General features: G+C 37.0%; 18 protein-coding genes. 7 read left to right on the forward strand and 11 right to left on the reverse strand.

What is annotated here, in order from left to right:
* Positions 1–18: 18 nt before the first annotated feature.
* The 4 genes from AC3WV0_RS11030 to AC3WV0_RS11045 all read left to right on the forward strand — a co-directional run bounded on the left by AC3WV0_RS11030 (position 19) and on the right by AC3WV0_RS11045 (position 3737).
* Entirely contained in the window at positions 19–900 is an 882-nt protein-coding gene (locus AC3WV0_RS11030; protein WP_488846132.1) for a cbb3-type cytochrome c oxidase N-terminal domain-containing protein, read from the forward strand.
* Positions 901–998: 98 nt separating this feature from the next.
* The gene (gene ccoG, locus AC3WV0_RS11035; RefSeq protein ID WP_488846133.1) at positions 999–2453 is read left to right on the forward strand and encodes a cytochrome c oxidase accessory protein CcoG; all 1455 of its coding nucleotides are present in this window, start codon (positions 999–1001) and stop codon (positions 2451–2453) included.
* A 73-nt stretch (positions 2454–2526) separates the two neighbouring features.
* The gene (locus AC3WV0_RS11040; protein ID WP_488846134.1) at positions 2527–2979 is read left to right on the forward strand and encodes a FixH family protein; all 453 of its coding nucleotides are present in this window, start codon (positions 2527–2529) and stop codon (positions 2977–2979) included.
* Entirely contained in the window at positions 2970–3737 is a 768-nt protein-coding gene (locus tag AC3WV0_RS11045) for a sulfite exporter TauE/SafE family protein (RefSeq protein WP_488846135.1), read from the forward strand. Before AC3WV0_RS11040 ends, AC3WV0_RS11045 begins: the two co-directional genes overlap by 10 nt.
* A gap of 67 nt (positions 3738–3804) precedes the next feature.
* Here the strand turns inward: AC3WV0_RS11045 and AC3WV0_RS11050 are convergent, their stop codons facing one another.
* The 11 genes from AC3WV0_RS11050 to AC3WV0_RS11100 all read right to left on the reverse strand — a co-directional run bounded on the left by AC3WV0_RS11050 (position 3805) and on the right by AC3WV0_RS11100 (position 15638).
* Positions 3805–3993 carry a hypothetical protein gene (locus AC3WV0_RS11050; RefSeq protein ID WP_488846136.1) on the reverse strand — a complete coding sequence of 63 codons (189 nt, stop codon included), beginning with the start codon at positions 3991–3993 and terminating at the stop codon, positions 3805–3807.
* Positions 3994–4064: 71 nt separating this feature from the next.
* On the reverse strand, positions 4065–5333 hold the full coding sequence (serS, locus tag AC3WV0_RS11055) for a serine--tRNA ligase (protein WP_488846137.1): 1269 nt from the start codon (positions 5331–5333) through the stop codon (positions 4065–4067).
* 67 nt (positions 5334–5400) lie between these two features.
* Positions 5401–5907, reverse strand: a complete 507-nt coding sequence (locus AC3WV0_RS11060; RefSeq protein ID WP_488846138.1) for a hypothetical protein — start codon at positions 5905–5907, stop codon at positions 5401–5403.
* A gap of 120 nt (positions 5908–6027) precedes the next feature.
* The gene (locus AC3WV0_RS11065; protein ID WP_488846139.1) at positions 6028–7281 is read right to left on the reverse strand and encodes an MATE family efflux transporter; all 1254 of its coding nucleotides are present in this window, start codon (positions 7279–7281) and stop codon (positions 6028–6030) included.
* Position 7282: 1 nt separating this feature from the next.
* Positions 7283–8419 (reverse strand): glycosyltransferase, encoded by a 1137-nt coding sequence (locus tag AC3WV0_RS11070; protein ID WP_488846140.1) that lies wholly within the window; start codon positions 8417–8419, stop codon positions 7283–7285.
* A gap of 100 nt (positions 8420–8519) precedes the next feature.
* Positions 8520–9008 (reverse strand): hypothetical protein, encoded by a 489-nt coding sequence (locus AC3WV0_RS11075; RefSeq protein WP_090000607.1) that lies wholly within the window; start codon positions 9006–9008, stop codon positions 8520–8522.
* 24 nt (positions 9009–9032) lie between these two features.
* Positions 9033–10172 (reverse strand): hypothetical protein, encoded by a 1140-nt coding sequence (locus AC3WV0_RS11080; RefSeq protein ID WP_488846141.1) that lies wholly within the window; start codon positions 10170–10172, stop codon positions 9033–9035.
* Positions 10173–10196: 24 nt separating this feature from the next.
* Positions 10197–10982: a (Fe-S)-binding protein gene (locus AC3WV0_RS11085; RefSeq protein ID WP_488846142.1), complete on the reverse strand. Its 786-nt coding sequence runs from the start codon at positions 10980–10982 to the stop codon at positions 10197–10199.
* A gap of 85 nt (positions 10983–11067) precedes the next feature.
* On the reverse strand, positions 11068–12405 hold the full coding sequence (locus tag AC3WV0_RS11090; protein ID WP_488846143.1) for a 4Fe-4S dicluster domain-containing protein: 1338 nt from the start codon (positions 12403–12405) through the stop codon (positions 11068–11070).
* A gap of 10 nt (positions 12406–12415) precedes the next feature.
* Positions 12416–13366, reverse strand: a complete 951-nt coding sequence (locus tag AC3WV0_RS11095; protein ID WP_488846144.1) for an MlaD family protein — start codon at positions 13364–13366, stop codon at positions 12416–12418.
* A 124-nt stretch (positions 13367–13490) separates the two neighbouring features.
* Complete coding sequence (locus AC3WV0_RS11100) at positions 13491–15638, reverse strand: peptidylprolyl isomerase (protein WP_488846145.1); 2148 nt, start codon at positions 15636–15638, stop codon at positions 13491–13493.
* 259 nt (positions 15639–15897) lie between these two features.
* Between AC3WV0_RS11100 and lon the strand changes: the two genes are divergently transcribed.
* From lon to AC3WV0_RS11115, 3 genes are all read left to right on the forward strand, one after another.
* The gene (lon, locus tag AC3WV0_RS11105) at positions 15898–18303 is read left to right on the forward strand and encodes an endopeptidase La (RefSeq protein WP_488846146.1); all 2406 of its coding nucleotides are present in this window, start codon (positions 15898–15900) and stop codon (positions 18301–18303) included.
* 180 nt (positions 18304–18483) lie between these two features.
* Complete coding sequence (locus tag AC3WV0_RS11110) at positions 18484–19596, forward strand: AI-2E family transporter (protein ID WP_488846147.1); 1113 nt, start codon at positions 18484–18486, stop codon at positions 19594–19596.
* Between the two features lie 117 nt (positions 19597–19713).
* Positions 19714–20091, forward strand: coding sequence for a DoxX family protein (locus tag AC3WV0_RS11115; protein WP_312900960.1), 378 nt, complete (start codon positions 19714–19716; stop codon positions 20089–20091).
* Positions 20092–20185 lie beyond the last annotated feature (94 nt).

The following is a 20185-nucleotide window of genomic DNA, read 5'->3' on the forward strand; positions in this document are numbered from 1 at the left end:
AAATTAATCTACTTTATTATGAAACAAAGAACACCGGTTTTTGTAAACATCTTAATAATAATCGGACTTTTAATAGTTTTTTATTATCTGTTTGTACAAAGTTATGAGTTTCTGGGATCACCTTATTTCTGGGGTACTGTAGTCATTGCTGGTATTTTGGCATATATTCACAGTGCTATCGGGGATCTTATTGAAAACAATAAATTCAAGAAGCTGTCTGCTGATGAGAAAGCAGCTTATTTAGCAGAGAAAAAAGTACCTTATTTCACAAGGTTGTACAATGCAGCATTTAAAAAACAATCTGCTGCTGAAGAGAAAGATATCCTTATCGACCACGGGTTTGACGGAATTATGGAATTAGACAACCAATTACCAAAATGGTGGGTAGGTTTGTTCTATTTTGGGACCGTTTTTTGTATTGTTTATGTTGCAGCATTCTCGTTCACCGATTTTGCTCACCCGCTAAACGAATATGAAAAAGAATACAAAGAGCAGTTAGCAAGTATTGAAGAATATCAGAAAACCCAGCCGCCTGTAACAATTGAAACAGCTAAATATTCAGCTGATAATATTGCAGAAGGTAAAGAGCTTTTCAAAACAAACTGTGCGTCTTGTCACAAAGAAGATGGTAGTGGTGGTATCGGTCCGAACCTTACGGATAATTACTGGATCAACCAGCCGGAAAAAACATTATTCAAAAATGTATTCCATATGGACTGGAATGGATCTCCTACCAACCCATCGATGAGACCATTTGGTAAAAACGGGGAAGTTTCCGGTGCTGAAATTGAAAAAATTGCAGCGTATGTATATCATATCAACCAGGAATTGCCTCCGGTAACGCCAGCTCAGGGTGGAGCAGCTCCTCAGGGAACTGAAGCGCATTGGGAAAAAGAATAATTTTAACTAAAAAATTAGAAACATATGAAAAAACATAATTTGTTATTACATTAAAAAATAGTAACGAATTATGTTTTTCTTTTTTTAAATATATTACAATGTCAGATATAGAAGAAATAGAAGCACGCGGCGGACAGGGCCAGGTTCTGGACCCTGAGACTTACAGAGATTCTATAGGCACCATGGATCAGTCCGGGAAAAGGAAATGGGTCTATCCCAGAAAGCCTAAAGGAAAGTATACCAATTACAGGTATATCGTAAGCTGTATTTTATTGTTGATTTATTTTTCGGTTCCGTTTATTAAGATTAATGGTAATCCACTTATTTTATTCAACGTGATCGACAGGGAGTTCTTCATTTTCGGACAGCCTTTCTATCCTCAGGATTTTTTCATACTTACCCTTGGAGCGATTGCTTCCCTTATTTTCATTATTGTGTTTACGATTGCTTTCGGTAGAATTTTCTGCGGTTGGATATGCCCTCAGACAATTTTCCTAGAAATGATTTTCCGTAAAATAGAATATGCAATTGAGGGAGACAGGAATAAGCAGATGAAACTCGACCGTCAGGAATGGAATACGGAAAAGATCTGGAAAAGAGGACTGAAATGGACGATTTATATTATCATTTCAATCATCATCACCCACTTTATGTTCATGTATATTGTTGGATATAAAGAAGTATTTGCCATTGTTTCTGAAGGGCCATTTGCCCATCCTACCAATTTTATAGTAATGATTCTCTTTACAGCAGCATTTTATTTTGTATTTGCATGGTTCAGAGAGCAGGTTTGTACGTTGGTATGTCCTTACGGAAGATTGCAGGGAGTACTCATTGATAAAGATACGGTAAATGTTTTCTACGATTTTAAAAGAGGAGAAAACAGAGCAAAATGGAGAAAAGGGGAAGACAGGAAAGCTGCCGGAAAAGGGGACTGTATCGATTGTCACCAGTGCGTGGTAGTATGTCCTACGGGAATTGACATCCGGGATGGCCAACAGCTGGAATGTGTAAATTGTACCGCATGTATTGATGCCTGTGATGAAGTGATGGAAAAAGTGGGTCTTCCAAAAGGCCTTATCCGGTATGCTACAGAGAATGAGATCGAAAAAGAAACCAAGTTTAAATTTACAGGAAGAATGAAAGGCTTTGCCTTAATTCTTGTACTGTTGACAGCATTTCTCGGATATCTCCTTTATAACAGAGGAGAAATGGAAGCTAAATTCATTAAGCCAGCAGGAAGTACATTCTTTGTAAGAGACGGAAAAATTACCAATACCTACAATTACACGTTCTTGAATAAAACCAATGAAAAGAAAATTGTAACCATCAAGGTAATTGAACCAAAACACGGAGAAGTTATTTACAGTGCTTCAAGCAAAATCACTGTAGAGCGCGATAAAATTACAAAAGGTACAGTGAATATCAGCTTTCCGGAAAGTGAAATGAATCTTTCCAAACAGAATATTACCATAGGGGTTTATGATATGAATGGAAAACTGGTAGACTCATACCAAACCTATTTTGAGGGGCCATTTAAATTACAATTTTAATTCAGAAACCTCAATATCAGCAGACATCCGATTTGGATATTGAGGTTTTTTTAAACATATTAATTTCGAAGAAATGAAAAAATTCAGTTGGGGACACGGTGTTGTAATCGCATTAGCAGCCTTTATGATCTTTATACTTTCTATGTTGTTTCTCTTCCCGAACGGACAGAAGAATTCTGAGATGGTAACGGATAATTACTACGAAGAAGAACTTAAATACCAGGATGTTATTGATGCCAAAAAAAGAGCAGATGATTTACAGGAAAAACCGGTTTACAGCCAGGATAAAAACGGAATAAAAATTACTTTTCCGAAAGACTACAACAATTCCAATACAACGGTAAAATTTGTTTTAAACAGAACCGACGATCAGAATTTAGATATACACAAATCTGTACAGCTTGATGCCAGCAAATCTTTTTTAATTCCGGCTCAGGTATTGAAAATAGGAAATTATACCTTACGATTAAGCTGGACCAGGGACAAAACAGACTATCGACTGGATTATGATGTGATATGGAAATAGCACTTATAATATCGGCCATTGGGTTAGGATTCGCGTCCGGCTTTCACTGTGTCGGAATGTGTGGCCCTATAGCCCTGTCAATGGGACTAACCAAAAAACAGGCTACGAATTATTATCTCCAGAACCTTACTTACCAGTTCGGAAGGATTTTCACCTATTCCCTTTTGGGAGCAATCTTAGGAATCATAGGAGAAGGCTTTGAGATGGCAGGCATTCAGCAATATCTCACTATCGCAGTGGGAATACTCCTGATCATTATGGCCGTATTTTCTTTCGGAGGAAAGGATTTTGCTTCAAAAATTCCTTTTTTTTCAAGATTTTTATTTAAGGTTAAATCAAACCTGGGAAGATTACTCCAGAAGGCAGATTACCGCTCAAGATTCACGACGGGAGTATTAAATGGATTCCTTCCCTGCGGAATGGTGTATATGGCATTGACGGCAAGTCTTGCGAGCGGCGGAATATGGCAGGGAGCGCTTTATATGTCCTTATTTGGATTAGGCACCCTTCCGTTCATGTTTGCAGTAGTTCTGGTCGGAAACCTCATGAATCAGGCTTTCAGAATAAAGGTTTTAAAGGTAATGCCTGTTGTCATGATTATCCTGGGCGGATTATTCATTGTAAGAGGCCTAGAATTGGGAATCCCATATATCTCCCCTAGAGCCGAAGCCATGACCATATCTAAAGATAACCAGGGTGACTGCCACCTGCCGGGAGATCACAATACGCATAATCATACCAATACAAACTGTCATTAAATTTTAAGTAATTTTTAAACATATTAGAACCCTTCGGACGATCATTCGAAGGGTTTTTAGCTTTTATTTAAACAATGGTATTTTTAAAGAATATGTTTCCGGAAAACTTCCTGCAGCCTGCGGCGAACTTTCCGGGAAGCAAGAAACCGTCCTGCACCCTTGCAATGACTTTTCCGGGAACCGGGAAAGGCTGTTGCACCCTAGTAACAAACTTTCCCGGAAGCGGGAAACCTTGTTGCACCCTTGCGACAAACATTCCCGGAAAAAATTTAAGTAAAGAAAAAACCACCGAAAAACTCCGGTGGCATTTTATATAAAATTAAATATTTAATTAATTACCTCAAATCTCGCATATTCAGCAATCTTCTTCGGAAGCCTAATTCCTTCTTCCGTCTGATTGTTTTCAAGCAAAGCAGCCATAATTCTAGGCAATGCCATTGCGGAACCGTTTAAGGTATGAACAAGCTGAGATTTCCCGTCTGTTTTATAACGGCACTTCAATCTGTTTGCCTGGAACGTTTCAAAATTGGAAACAGAGCTTACTTCCAGCCATTTTTCCTGAGCAGCGCTCCATACTTCGAAATCGTAGGTCATGGCAGATGCAAAACCGGTATCTCCGCCGCAAAGTCTCAATACACGGTAAGGCAATTCAAGGTCACTCAAAATTTCTTTGATGTGTTCTACCATTTCTTCTAAAACAGCATAAGAATTTTCAGGCTTTTCAATTCTTACAATTTCTACTTTTTCAAACTGGTGAAGACGGTTCAGACCTCTTACATGAGCTCCGTAACTTCCCGCTTCTCTTCTGTAGCATTGTGAGAAAGCCGTATTTTTAATCGGTAAATCTCTTTCTTCAAGCAAAACATCACGATACAGGTTCGTAACAGGCACTTCGGCTGTAGGAATCAAATAAAGATTATCTTCATTGATAAAATACATCTGCCCTTCTTTATCGGGTAACTGGCCCGTTCCATATCCTGAAGCTTCATTCACCACGTGAGGAGGATTCACTTCCACATATCCTTTCTCAACATTTTTGTCAAGGAAATACTGAACCAACGCTCTCTGAAGCCTTGCTCCTTTTCCAAGATAAACCGGGAAACCTGCACCGGCAATCTTTACCCCTAATTCAAAATCGATAAGGTTATATTTCTTTGCCAGCTCCCAGTGAGGAATCGCCCCTTCACCAAGACCTTCCACGTCGTGAGACTGATAGATGATCTCGTTGTCATCGGCAGAAGCTCCGCTTTTTACCTTCTCATGAGGAATATTCGGAAGCTGATAAAGAATGTTGATCAGCTCTTTTTCTTTGACATCTAACTGGGATTTCAATTCCGACGTCGACTCTTTAAGCTGTGCTGTTTTAGATTTTGCAGATTCGGCTTCCTCTTTTTTTCCTTCCTTCATTAAAAGTCCGATTTCTTTGGAAATTTTGTTACTTTCGGAAAGTTGGGAATCCAGTTCAAACTGAATTCTTTTTCTTTCGTCGTCAGTAGCGATTGCCTCGTCTACCAGCTCAAGATTTCTGAATTGTCTTTTTTTAAGACCTTCTAAAACGCGCTCTTTGTTGTCGCGCAAAAAATTGACTTGTAACATTTTATTTAGATGTTAGTTATTAGAATGTTGAACACCGGAATGTCAACAGTTTTGCAAATGTATAAAATTATTTTACGATTGTAACTACATTCGGGGCGCCCTCCTGTTTAGTGAATCGTAAAGTATCATTATAATACACTTTTGAGACTTCGAATACCGAAGGTGTCATTCTGTATTCTATCCTGAGATTTTCTTCAATCGTATCCAGAATTGTATTGTTGAGTCTCTTGATCAGTGAGACCGTAATATCAGAACGGTATATTTTATTATTGGGATCCAGTGAATCGACCCCTACTCTTTTTGCTCCGGCAATATATTCGATAAAAAGCGTAGAATCTGCCGTCGCTCTCAGTGTACTGTTAACAGGTGCAAGGTCTGCCACTCCGTTTACATCATTAAAGGAATAGGTGAAATAGGTCAGGTCTTTTCTATTATGGAAAAGATCTCTTCCCGCTTTATTTTTCATATAAATATTTAGAATCTGGTCGATTCTCTGCAACTCATCTTCATCCGTTCTGCAGCTCAGAAAGGCAAAAAAGATAACCAGACTTCCGAAAAAAATATTCTTCTTCATGTTCAGCAAAGATAAAAATTTTCTTCTGATATATTTGACGGTGAGGATTATTTAACGGTGAATATTCCGGTGTTGAATAACTTTGTCAAAGTTCAGAACTTTGACAAAGTTTTCCGCACGTTATTTTCCCAAAACTTTCCTCCATAAAAGATCAACCTCCGTTTTGGTAAGAATAAAATCTTTCATACGAAATTCCGTAATCTGATAAAATCTCCAGAACAACAATCCTGATGACAGGCAATAGGAAACGGAACTTACGATGCAAGCTCCCGGGATTCCCCATCTTGGGATCACATAAAACGAAGCAATGACAGTGAAAATAACACCAATCACCGACTTTACATTTAAAATCCTAAGCTTATTAATTCCGGCAAAATAATATCCGATAATATTGCTTACGGCAATTGCCAGTATTCCGGGCGAAAGAAACAGAACAATCTGCTTCGTCTGGCTGAAATCTTTTCCAAAAATAAAGGCATACAATTCAGCCGGAACAAGAAGCATTATCAGGATAAAAAGCATCGTAATTAAAAAACTTATTCGTAGCGATATTTTGGTCTTTTCAATAGCGTCGTTAGAATTGGAACTATTTACAACATCTGCATAAAGTATTACGGAAAGACTCCGGCTGACTGTCCAGACCGCTTCGGAAAACGCTACACCTACAGAAAAAATACCAACACTCATAATTCCTTTGAAATACTCCAGAAAATAAAATGACAGCCTGTTATTCAGAAACTGAAGAGAGGCACTTAATTGAATTTTCCAGCCGTAGCTAAATAATTGTGAGCCGATTTCTTTAGTAAAACAAATCCTTCTGGTCTCCGTATTTCTTGCAATCTGTATTGTACTTGCTGTAAATAATACAACATAAGACCCTATCTGCGATATAAAATAAGAACCAACAGATGTCATCTTGACCACATAAACAATGATTACAATAAATAAAATATGAATAGCTTGTTGTAAAACGGTGTAAAGATTGAACATCTTTATGTTTTGCTGTCCGACAAAAAGATTAACATTGGCAGCCAGAAGTGAAGACATTACCGACAGACCGATCAGGTAGTATAAATAGCCTACAGAGTGATTGTAACTGAAAGCAATCGGAACAAAAACTCCTACAATAACCGCCCAAATATAAGCAAAAGGTAAAATCTGCTCAACTTTGAACCTGGTCGCAAAATAACTCATGCTGCTTCCAACAAAAATATTCGCGAAAAAGCTGATAATGGTAAGATCTGCAATAATGATAGAAATCTCTCCTTTTCCGGCACTTCCCCACATGTTGGTAGAATAGATTACCAGTCCGAAATTTAATATCAGAATTAAAAATCTTGAAACAAAAGTCTTTAAAATAGTATTTTGCTTCATATCATTTCAGTGATTTTCTGACAAAGTTCAGGAAGGAACTTCTGATCATACTCCAGTTGTATTTTGTTTCGTAGACTTTTCTTGCATTTTGAGCATGTTCCGAATACAGTTTCGGATCTTCAATATATTTTATCAGAAGATCAGAAATGCTGTCCGAATTTTGGGGATCTACGAGAAATCCAAATTTTGAAACGTCTACATGTTTCCGGGTTGCCTTTAAATCTGTGTAGATGACAGGTTTTCCTGAAGCTGCATAATAAAATATCTTGATCGGAAGGCAGTGATGATTTTCATAATTCAGAGCTCTCAGATCAAAGCAAATATCTGCATCTGCATAAGCTTCTGTAAAAGTTTCAAAAGAAGTCGGCTTTTCGATTTTAATGTTTTCAAAATTGTATTTTTTCTTCAGCTCAGAAAAGTATTTTTCATCTTTTTGTTTTCTTGAGCCACCGATCAAAAGAATTGAAATTTTTAGGTCCGGCCTTTTCCTTCTTAAGCTGTCTGCAGCAGCAAAAAAGTTATCTATCCCTTTTTCCTCTGAAAACTGTCCTGTATAGCAAAGTGTAATTTCACCCGGCTGTAAGCGTTTAATATTTTGATGAATATAAACATCATCCGGATAATAGGGTATAACAATTGATTTTTTAAATGGAAAGAAATAAGCCAGCGGAAATTTCTTCGTGTTTTCACCAAAAATGTAGTGAGTGCTGATAAAACCCGCATACAACTGAACCAAAAAGAACTTTACAGCATGGATCATATTGAGAGGGAAAGAAAACTCCTCTACCATTCTCATCGATGGATACCATTCAGTAATATCATAGATGATTTTTACTTTTTTTCTCTTTTTGATTTTTTTTGCAGAAATTACTGCCAAAGGTTCCGAACAGATAATAACGTCCGGCTCATAAGCATCACACATATTCTCAAGAATCTTTGTTTTGTCTGCAATGCTTTTTTCAAGCACGGCATAAGATTCTATTTCTATTCCGTCAACCGTGCCCTTGAATTCTGACGAAAGACTGCATATTTTAACATGATATCCTTCTTCTTTCAACGCTTTGGCCTGATGATAAAATATTCTGTCATCATCGTGCCGGTGTGCGGTCGTTAAAAAAAGAATTTTAGATATTTTCATGAATATTAATTGAATCTTATTTCAGAATTTCTAACAAATATAACTAAAGCAAAAAAAGTGGAAAACTCCACTTTTTAATTTATTGATTGCCAGTTCATTTTTATTTAATCCCAGCCGCCCAACTTCTTTCAAAAGGCAACAGGAAATTCCCTAAAAACTCCAGATAAGTATTTTTTGAAAAGTCGAAAACCTGGATATCTTTAGAAATTTCTCCGCTTCTTACTTTTGATTTAAAATCAATAAGCTTCAGGGTTTTTACTTCTCCGTTTTCAATAAAGCTGGCTTTCATCCTGTCGAAAAGACCCAGCTGATATTCTTCGTCTATTTCTCTCATTACTTTACCTAGCGCATCGATACTACAACCGGAAGCCATTTCTTTTTCTTCATCTACACAAATGATAATAAACTGATTCTTTTCAATCTTGAAAGATGATGAAAGTGGCTTTCCATGTGCCGCCCAGGTAGCCAGAAAATCAAAAAGCTTTTCGGTAATTGCTTTAGCCTCTTTTGTTTCAAAAGGTCTTGATGCCGGATATATAATGACTCTGTAATCGTTGGTTTCTACTATATTTGATTCTTCAATCTTCATTTTAATGCTATTTAAAGTTCAAAATTACGCAATTTTCCTGAGTTTGAAATCATTATACTTTTTGCTTAATGCATATAGGAAAATGACGATCAGTAAAACAATATATCCAAAGAAAAATCTCAGTTCCGATGAATGTGGAAAAAAAACAAATCGAATATAAATATTTGCCAAAACAAAAATTGCAAGCGTTCTTACCCAGCTATCTTTAGAAAAATAAAATATTAATCCAAGAAGCGCGAAAGCTGTTACGGTAATTCTTTTAAAGTAAATGATTTTATGATAAATGATTTGTAAGTATTCGTTCACGCTAAAATCAGGTGAAGTTCCTGAAACAAACTCGCGCCTTTGGATGAAGGTGTCATAAAACAGATGTTTCCATCCGGGATAATGATAAATTTTAATGATCGCAACATATAAAGCCAAAAGAATAATTCCCTGAAATACTAAAGCAAAATCTACTCTCTTTTGCTGGATATATCCGTAAACTCCCGCTACTGCCAGATAACTTAAAGTTAGAGTCACATAATCAGGTCTTGAAACTGTAATAGCCAAAAGCACAGAAAATACAATCCATTTGTTCCACTTTTTAAGCATTCCAATCATAAAAACAAGTAAGAACTGCAGGACAAACATATCGGGTGTTGCTACTCTCGACATATTGGTCATGGGAGGTAAAAGCATGATTCCGACCGTTAAAACTATTGCTAAAATATAATTCCCGGGAAAAATAATTTTAAAAATAATAAAGAGAATCAACCCTGAAATAAAATAGGAAATTATGCTTAAAAATGTCACCGAATCTGGTGATGAAAAACCCAATTCATAAAGAATGAGAATGCCGAAATTGTACCCTACCTTAATATCATAATAAGGTAGTTGCTCCATAAAAGCTTTGGTATTATTAGCAAAAGCCTGTCGGGCTTTGTTCGCAGGCTTTAGGGTTCCTATAATGTCTTTGAATTCATATTCAGGAGCTTTTTTCCGTATCTCTTCATACGTAAATCTGCGAATCTTATCCGGAGAATCAGGATATTTCAATGTATACAGACAACCTATGTATCCCGGCATATCCCAATCGTAGATCCTGTTATTATAATTCCAGAAACTAAGTGCTGCGATAATGACAACAATAAAAGAAAAGGAAATTCTCCATTTTGATTTCATGGAATTCTGAGCATTTAGACTAACTTATAAATCTTCAGCTTCAGCCAACAGCTCCACAATATCTTTTACTGCAACTTCGTGATTTTTGTTGAAGTGCTTTACACCATCTGTCATCATGGTATTACAGAATGGGCAACCCGTGGCGATTACCTTAGGTTCGAAAGATAAAGCTTCTTCAGTTCGCTCGATATTGATATCTTTATTTCCTTTTTCTGGCTCCTTGAACATCTGTGCACCTCCTGCTCCACAGCAAAGTCCGTTTGATTTACAACGCTTCATTTCTACAAGCTCTGCATCCAGCTTTTCCAGCAATACTCTTGGCGCTTCATACTCGTCATTTGCTCTTCCTAAGTAACAAGGATCATGGAAGGTAATTTTTTTTCCTTTGAAAGCTCCTCCTTCAATTTTCAATCTGCCTTCTTCCATTAAATTTCTAAGAAACTGTGTATGATGAATAACTTCATAATTTCCGCCCAGTTCCGGATATTCATTTTTAAGCGTATTGAAACAGTGCGGACAAGCAGTAACAATTTTTTTCACCTCATAAGCATTCAGAACTTCAATGTTCGTTAAAGCCATCATCTGAAAGACGAATTCATTTCCGGCCCGTTTTGCAGGATCTCCCGTACAGCTTTCTTCCTGACCTAAAACGGCGAATTCAACACCGATTTTATTTAATATTTTGCAAAATGCTTTCGTAATTTTTTTGGCGCGGTCATCAAAACTTCCCGCACAACCTACCCAAAACAGAACTTCGGGTGATTTTCCTTCGGCAGCATATTCTGCCATTGTTTTTATGTTGAAATCCATTTTTTTCAATTTGAAAATGTGAGAATTTGGAAATTTGAAAATGCATTAATCAATTTTCAAATTTTCAAATTGCATAATTGATTAATTAATCTTTTGTCCAATTCAGACGGTCTGCCTGGTTGTATTGCCATGGAGCGGCATTATTTTCCACGTTGGTCATCATCAGATTCAGTTCCTGTGGTGCTGCAGATTGTTCCATCACCAGGAATCTTCTCATTTCAAAAATGATAGAAAGCGGATCTAACAATACAGGACAAGCTTCAGTACAAGCATTGCAGGTTGTACAGGCCCAAAGCTCTTCTTTCGTGATATAGTCATTCAATAACTTTTTGCCGTCATCTTCAAACTTTCCATTTTTATCAATGTTCCGGCCGACTTCTTCAAGGCGGTCACGGGTTTTCATTAAAATCAATCTAGGCGAAAGTTTTTTTCCTGTAATATTAGCCGGACAAACGGCAGTACAACGACCGCATTCCGTACATGAATAAGCATTTAACAGCTGTACCTGATTTAAATCAAAAATATCTTCTGCCCCGAATTTTGAAGGAGCTTCTGCCTGCCCTTCAGCCGGAGCTGCATACGGATCAGCATTGGGATCCATCATTAATTTGATTTCTTTGGTAACAGAATCCAGGTTATTGAATTTTCCTTTCTTTTCAAGGTTAGCATACCATGTACTTGGAAATGCTAAAATAATATGCAAATGTTTTGAATAATAAAGGTAATTCATAAAGAATAAAATTCCCACAAAGTGAAACCACCAGGCCGCTCTTTCTATTCCGAATAAAAAACCGTTGTCGAAACTGAAAATTTCCAGGAAAGGTACAAAAGTTCGTTCACTGATAGGAAAAGATCCTAGTTGTGCAAAATGGCCATAACCTCTTGTCTGAAGAATAAAGTCTGATGCATTCATCGTAAAGAAAGCCATCATCAGGGCGAATTCAATGATAAGGATCCAGTTGGCGTCCTCTTTAGGCCATCCGAAAAGCTCTTTCATTGTTAACCTCTTTACACCATAAAAATTTCTTCGAATGAAGAATGTAACAACGCCTATTACTACAAGAAGTGCCAATATTTCAAGGGTTGCCGTAAAATAGCTGTAGAAAGTATTTCCGAAAATTGTTGCCAGGAATCTGTGGGTTCCAAAAATTCCGTCAACAATAATTTCTATAAGTTCAATATTAATAATGACAAAACCAACATAGACAAAAAGGTGTAAAATCCCGGCTACGGGACGTTTTGTCATTTTACTTTGCCCCATCGCTACCCTGGCCATGGTTTCCCAGCGTTCCGCTTTTCTGTCGCTTCGGTTGATTTCACGTCCTAATCTGATGTTTCTATAAATCTTTTGCAAGCTTTTTGCGAAGAGGCCAAAACCCACAATTAATAAAATCAGAAAAATAATATGAGCGATATATTCCATGGATTATTAATTAATCTTTACTGTTTTTCCCAAATACGGAGAAATTCACATATCGTTTAGGATTTGCCTTTACATCTTCAATTAAAGAATTCAGGTTTGTAGATGCAGAATTCAGATTATTGTAGAGCTGTTCGTCTTTCATCAGTTTTCCTAAACTTCCCTGCCCGTTATTAATTCCGGCTACAACGTCATTAAGCTTACCGACCGTTGCATCAAGATTCGCAATTGTGGCATTCAATCTCTTTGTATCGATGCTTTCTGCTAAATTTCCATATTTATCTAAAGTAACTTTACCACTTTGCATGGTAAGGCTCGCATCATCCAACACTTTCTGAAGCTTAGGATCATTATGCCCTACAAGGCTGTTTACACTTCCTGCTGTTGTTTGTAAAGCTCCTACTGTTTTATTGAGATTGGCCAGTAATAATCTGATTTCTTCCCTGTTCTGAGCATTAACCACCTGGTTTGCATTAGACATCAGAGAATCTACTCTATACAAAACAGTTTGTAGCTGATCTTTCACAGGACCTACCTGAGAAGAAAGGCTTCCTAAAGTACCCAATTTAAAAGCTCCTTTTAAAGTATCTCCATCCTTAGCCGTTGGACCTCCGTACATAAGATTAATTCTCATTTCTTTTCCGGACATCAATCCGGGTTCAAAAATCTCCAGGGTTGAATTTTTTGAGAATTCGAAATTGTTATCAACAGTGATTTTGACAAGAAAATCAATTTTCCCATCCTTGGATGTATTTGGAATAATCTTGTCGACCTGCCCTACTTTTAATCCATTAATGGAAACGGGTGCAGATTGAGCCAATCCTTCTACATTTTCATATTTTGCGTAAAATATATTGTCGGTAGTAAAAAGGCTTCTGCCTTTCATAAATTGGAAAAGCACGACAAAGCCAACGATGGCTATAAGTGCAATTATACCAGCTTTTAATTCTTTACTGAACTTCACTTGCTAAATTTTTTCTAATGAGCAAATATAATACATTTAAATGAATGTTTTTCTTTATTGCTCTGCGTTAAACACAAAAGAAGCGGCAAAAACTTTGCCGCTTTTTATCTTTATGAAAAATAAATTATTGTTGCTGAGAACCTAATTTGTTCCAGATTTCAATTCTGTAGTCATCAATATCAGCATTGTCCTGCAAGCTCTTTAACCAAGCCTGTCCGAACATTCCGCCATTTCTCTGAGTTACAGATTCTGTAAACTGCTTAAGATCTCCAGGCTGTTTGTTTACGGTTTCATTTTTCTTAATTAAAACATAAACCCCTGTTCCTCCTTCAACCGGATTGGAAATCTTACCTTTTGCTACTCCGAATGCAGCTCCGGCAACTTTTGGCTCCATGGCTCCTGCTACTGAAGGATTCAATAAATTAACCTGTGCAGACTGTTTTGTTGTTCCAAACTGTTTTGCAATCTGGTCAAGATTTCCTGCTTTACCAATTTTCTCAGAAATCTGTTTTGCAGCAAGCTTGTTTCTCACGATTACCTCAATCTGATCTCTTACAGATTCAGGATCTGCGGTACCTTTTGCCTGCTTACCATTTAAGTAAACTACAATTTTATCACCCGTCCCGTCTACTGTAAATAATTCAGTATCTCCTTTTTCTCTCTTCTTATCAAAAGCCCACGCAAGGATTTCAGCATCTTTCTCCGTACCTAAGCCCTGAAGCTGACCGTCAAATCTTTTTGCCTGCTTCGGATTAGAGAACTGATAATTTCCTTTTTTAGCAATATTCACAAAATCGTTGAAAGATTTCCCCTGAACCTGCTGAATGAATCTGCTGGCTTTCTTGTTTACCTCCGCTTCTGTAGCGTCAGATGGTTTAACTGCTTTTACCAGATTAGCCACCTTATAACTCATTGCTCCAGGCTTTTTATCTTCAATATTGATGATATGATACCCAAACTGAGTTTCTACCACACCTGTTGCGCCTTTAGGATTGTTTGCTAAATACGTCAGGAATTCAGGAACAAATGGTGTTTCAGGAGTCGTCCAGCCTAAGCTTCCGCCCTGAGCTGCAGAATTAGGATCATTTGAAAGCTTAAGGAATTCTGTAAATTTACCAGGATTAGCTTTCACAATAGCTCCGATAGAATCGGCCAGTTTTTTAGCCTGTTCTTTAGATCTTGTAACACCTTCTCCCGCAGGACTTCCTTTGAAAGCAATAAGAATGTGTCTTGATAGTGTAGAATCTGAAGTCTTTTTATCTAAAAGTTTAGAGACTACATAGAAATTCTGTTCTTTGTAAGGGCCGAAAGTCTGTCCGATAGCAGCAGAAGGGATCTGCGCCTGAATGGTCTGTGGCAATTGATTCGGCTTTACATACTGAGGATTGTAAGGCATATCAGAATTTGCCATAACAAACATTGAGTCGTTCTTTGTATTCTGGAAATTTTCCGTACCGCCACTTGCATCAGTTCCTCCTGAGAATAACTTCGTGATTTCTTTCTGAGCTGCTGCATCGTCTGCCGCACTCGGTTGAGAAGGAAAATAAACAACACCAAGGTTTCTGCTTTCTTCAGCTTTGAACATTACAGGATGCTGCTTGATATAGTTTGCAAGATCTTCAGTCGTAACTTTGATGTTATTTTTCTGAAGATAAGTTGTATAATCAATTTTTACAAAGTCGATATCAGCCAGCTGGTCTCTCTGTTTCATCAATTCTTCAGCCTCTTTTTTACCTGTCGTGATACCTTGTGAAATGTTAGCAAACACCTGTCTTGCCATCAATCTGTACTCAACAGACTTTCTGGTTTTCAGCCATTGGTTGTAACCTTCCGGCGATGTCGCTTTCATATCTTCGATCTGTTTTTTAAGCTCCTGGGTTTTGAAATTACCTTTCTCATCGAAAAACTGCTTCTGCTGAGCAAACATCTGATCATACTGAAGCTGATTCCAGAAATAATCTTCCGTCATTTCGAAGCCCATTTTTTCGAATTGCTGCTTGATTAGCTTAGACTGTATCAGCAATTGCCAGGCCTGTTCTTCAAGGCCAGTTTTAGGCTGCCCTTGTTGTTCTGCCTGCTGCTGTAACACAAAAAGCTGGTCATTAAACTCTTCACGGGTAATTTTCTCACCATTTACTTTTCCTAAAACATCAGGATTTTTACCAAAAACCTTATCAATACTATCGGGGTTTACAAGGAACGCCAAAAGCGCCAGTGCGATTACTCCCATCAAAAGCCAAGGTTTACTCCTAATTTGTCCTAAAATTGCCATTATATAAATTATAGTTTTTTATCAGGTTGCGAAAATACACATTTTTAAGAAATTACGGAAATCCAAGTTCTTTATTTTAGTTTTTAAAATTTAAATTTTACAAAAAAGGAAATTTTGACCGTATTTTTTAGCAAAAAACAAATGGCATACCTCTTGTCTCATAAAAGCACACCTAATATATTACGTGATTTGTAATATGTTTTGTGTATTTTACTTTAACGAATTAAAACGGCAATGACAATTTGTCATTCGATTTACTATGACAGAATTTGAAGATATAAGTTTAGAAGAAATGATAAGCGACGGATTTGATATCGTAGCCGAAGAGATCAACCTTTCCGATCTTTCTGAGACTGAGAAAAATTCCGGACAGAAAATATTTCCCATTCTTCCGGTAAGAAATATGGTAATGTTTCCCAACGTTGTCATTCCTATTACTGCTGGAAGAAAAACATCCATACAGCTATTGGAGGAAGCTCAGAAAAACGGTGACTTTATAGGGATTGTAAGCCAGAAGAATTCCGACCTTGATCAGCCTTCTGAAAAAGATATTTATCAGGTAGGAACACTGGCAAAGATCATTAAAATCATCAAATTGCCTGAAGGGAATATTACGGCGATCACTAAAGGATTTCACCGCTTTAAGGTTAAAAAGATTGTTGAGACTCAACCTTATTTTAAAGCTGAAATTTCAAAATTAAAAGATGCTAAACCAAAGAATAAAGAAGAATACGAAGCGCTGCTTGAGAATGTAAAAGATCTTGCATTAAAAATCATTGAGCTTGATCCCAATATTCCCAATGCTGCGAATTTCGCTATTAAAAACATCAACAATAATGATGATCTGCTGAATTTCATCTGCACCAATGCCAACTTTCCGTCCTCTGAAAAGCAAAAACTGCTTGAAGAGAAAAATCTTATGGAAAGAGCCAATAAATGCTATGAAATGATGCATGAAGATTTCAGAAAATTGGAATTGAGAAATCAGATTCATCAGAAAACTTCAAAAGATCTCGACAAACAGCAGAGAGAATATTTTCTCAATCAGCAGATCAGAACCATTCAGGAAGAGCTTGGTGGCGGACCGGAAAGTGACGTAGAAGAACTTATCGCGAAAGCGAGAAAGAAAACATGGAACAAAGAGGTTGAAGAGCATTTCCAAAAAGAAATCAACCGCCTGCAGCGCCAGAATCCTAATTCGCCGGATTATAATGTGCAGAGAAATTATCTTGATTTCTTTACAGATCTTCCGTGGGAAACTTTTACAAAAGATACTTTTGACATCGAAAAGGCTCAGAAAATTTTAGATAAAGCTCATTTCGGACTGGAAGACATCAAAAAAAGAATATTGGAACACATGGCTGTTTTAAAGCTAAAGAACAACATGAAATCTCCTATTCTTCTTTTGGTAGGGCCTCCGGGAGTCGGAAAAACGTCTCTTGGAAAATCAGTGGCTGACGCTTTAGGAAGAAAATACGTACGTGTTTCTTTGGGCGGACTTCATGATGAAAGCGAAATCCGCGGTCACAGAAAAACCTATATCGGTGCGATGGCGGGAAGAATCCTGCAATCGATTAAGAAATCAGGAACATCTAACCCTGTAATAGTTCTCGATGAAATTGATAAAGTAGGAAAAGGCATGCATGGGGATCCAAGCTCAGCACTTTTGGAAGTACTTGATCCTGAACAGAATAAATCATTCTATGACAACTTCCTGGAAATGGGGTATGATTTGTCTAAAGTAATGTTTATTGCCACGGCAAATTCACTTTCAACCATTCAGACGCCTTTGTTGGACAGAATGGAAATTATTCAGATTGCGGGATATACGCTGGAAGAAAAAATTGAGATTGCCAAAAGACATTTAATCAAAAAACAACAGGAAGAAAACGGTCTGGATTCCAAATCATTCAAGCTGGGAAATAATGAGCTGAAGCATATCATTGAAGCGCACACTTCAGAAAGCGGCGTAAGAACGTTAGAAAAAAGACTTGCCGCAATAGCACGCTGGGTAGCGCTGCAAACTGCTTTGGTGAAAGAATATGATCCGAAAATCTCTGTTGAAAAGATCGATGAAATCCTGGGAGTTCCAAGGCCTAAAAGTCTGTCGGAACTTACAGACGTGCCCGGAGTAGTCACAGGTCTTGCCTGGACAAGCGTAGGGGGCGATATCCTTTTTATCGAAAGCATTATCAGTAACGGAAAAGGCTCATTGACCATGACCGGAAACCTGGGAACGGTAATGAAAGAATCGGCTACCATTGCATTGGAATATATTAAGGCAAAACATGATGTCCTTGGAATTTCACAGGATGACATCGAAAAGAAAAACATCCACGTTCACGTTCCTGAAGGAGCAACTCCTAAGGACGGACCTTCTGCAGGTATTGCCATGCTTACCTCCATGGTATCATCATTTAAAAATAAAAAAGTAAAACCTCATCTTGCCATGACCGGTGAAATCACCTTAAGAGGAAAGGTTCTGCCAGTAGGAGGAATTAAGGAAAAACTTTTGGCAGCAACAAGAGCCGGGATACAAGAAGTAATTCTTTGCGAAGCCAACAGGAAAGATGTAGAAGAAATCAAAAAAGATTATCTTAAAAATCTGAAAGTTCATTATGTAAGCTGGATGAATGAAGTTCTGGAGCTTGCTATTGAAAAATAATAAACATTCATTTAATAATAAAACACATCTCAGATCGGGATGTGTTTTTTGATAGTGAAACTTAAATGAAAGCTATGAATGTGGCATGGAATTTTCTAACTTAAAGAATTCAAAATAATTTAAATTTTAAAACTCTTCAATTCGAAGGGTTTTATTATTTTTATACAACAGTTTGCAGTTATGAATTTTCTCCGACTTCCTTTTCTTGTTAAGCTTACGCTGGTTGTAGTTTCCATTATTGGCATTGGATATCTTCTGGCTTTAGGCGAAAGTATTTTAGCGCCATTCTTTTTGGCGTTTCTTATGGCCATGATATTTTTACCGTTTGCTAATTTTCTGGAACAGAAATTAAAATTCCCGAGATCATTTTCTACCATTTTTTCAGTTATGATTTTGCTGATCGTTATTACCGGGCTCATCTTCTTCTTTGGCTCACAGATTTCCAGCTTCAGCAAAGACATTCCGCAGCTTACCGAGCAGGCAACGCATGTTTTTCATGACCTCCAACGGTGGGTTTCCAGAACATTTAATGTAAAAATTGATGAGCAGTTTGCCTATTTAGATGAAGGTTTAAAAAAGCTATTATCTTCTACAGGAATCATCTTAGGATTTACTCTCGGCATTTTTTCTACTGGCCTGGGATTCTTAGCCTTTTTTATTCTCTTTTTTATATTTATATTAAATTACAGAAGAATTTTAAATAATTTTATCGTCAATGTTTTTACAGAAAAACACAAAAGCAGCGTTCAGGAAGTAGTTTCAGAAGTCAGAATAATGACAAAAAGATACATTATAGGACTTTGCCTTCAGGTTATTATTGTTTCGATTCTTACAACGGCTGTTCTTACTATTTTAGGAGTAAAATATGCTATGCTACTGGGTGTTCTGACGGGTTTATTAAATGTAATTCCTTACATAGGTATTTTTATTTCGCTTCTTATTTCCTGTTTTATTGCATTTGCGACCAACACTCCATCCACATGTATCTATGTTGCTATAGGATATGTTATCGTGCATGCTATTGACGGAAATATCATTCTTCCTTTTGTTGTAGGCTCTAAAGTAAAAATTAATGCTTTGTTTTCTTTTATCGGAATATTGGTCGGGGAACATCTTTGGGGTATTTCAGGAATGTTTTTGTGTATTCCGGCCATTGCCATTATTAAAATTATTTTTGAAAGAGTTGAAGGATTAAAACCTTGGGGAAAATTGCTCGGTGAGGAAGAAAAAATTAATAAAAAGAAAAAAACTTACAAAATTTCTAAAAATATTACTTTGAAGGAAATGGATTAATTCATAAGCAATGGAAACAAGCGATAAATAATGAAAATTTCACAATAAATTTAAAATTTATCTGCTTTTTAATCAACGGATTATAATTTTATTTAACTTTAATAAAATATCTTTTTTATGAAAGCTGTAAAATTTATTCTGTCCCTTCTTTTCGGATTAATGTTTATTAATGCCGGATTAAATAAGTTTCTAAACTACATGCCCATGGAAAAACCCACACCAGAGCAAATGAAAATCTTCAGTGCTTTTGGCGAAATCGGCTGGCTGATGCCACTTGTGGGAGCTGTGGAAATCATTGGCGGACTGCTGTTCATTTTTCCAAAAACGAGAGCGCTGGGAGCTATTGTCATTTTGCCTGTAATGGTTGGCATTGTTGCCCACGTATTTACACTGGATAAATCAGAAATGGGAATGGCAATTGCCGGCGTAATGTTTCTGATTAATCTATGGATGATCATCGACAACAGAGAAAAATATAAACATCTTGTAAGCTGATTAATAGGTGAATGGTCAATGGTCAATTCGCTATGCTTGTTAATTTAAAAAAATTCACTTGCGAAGCAAAATTGACCATTGACCATTGACCATT

The sequence above is a fragment of the Chryseobacterium sp. 27AL genome (assembly GCF_057815395.1).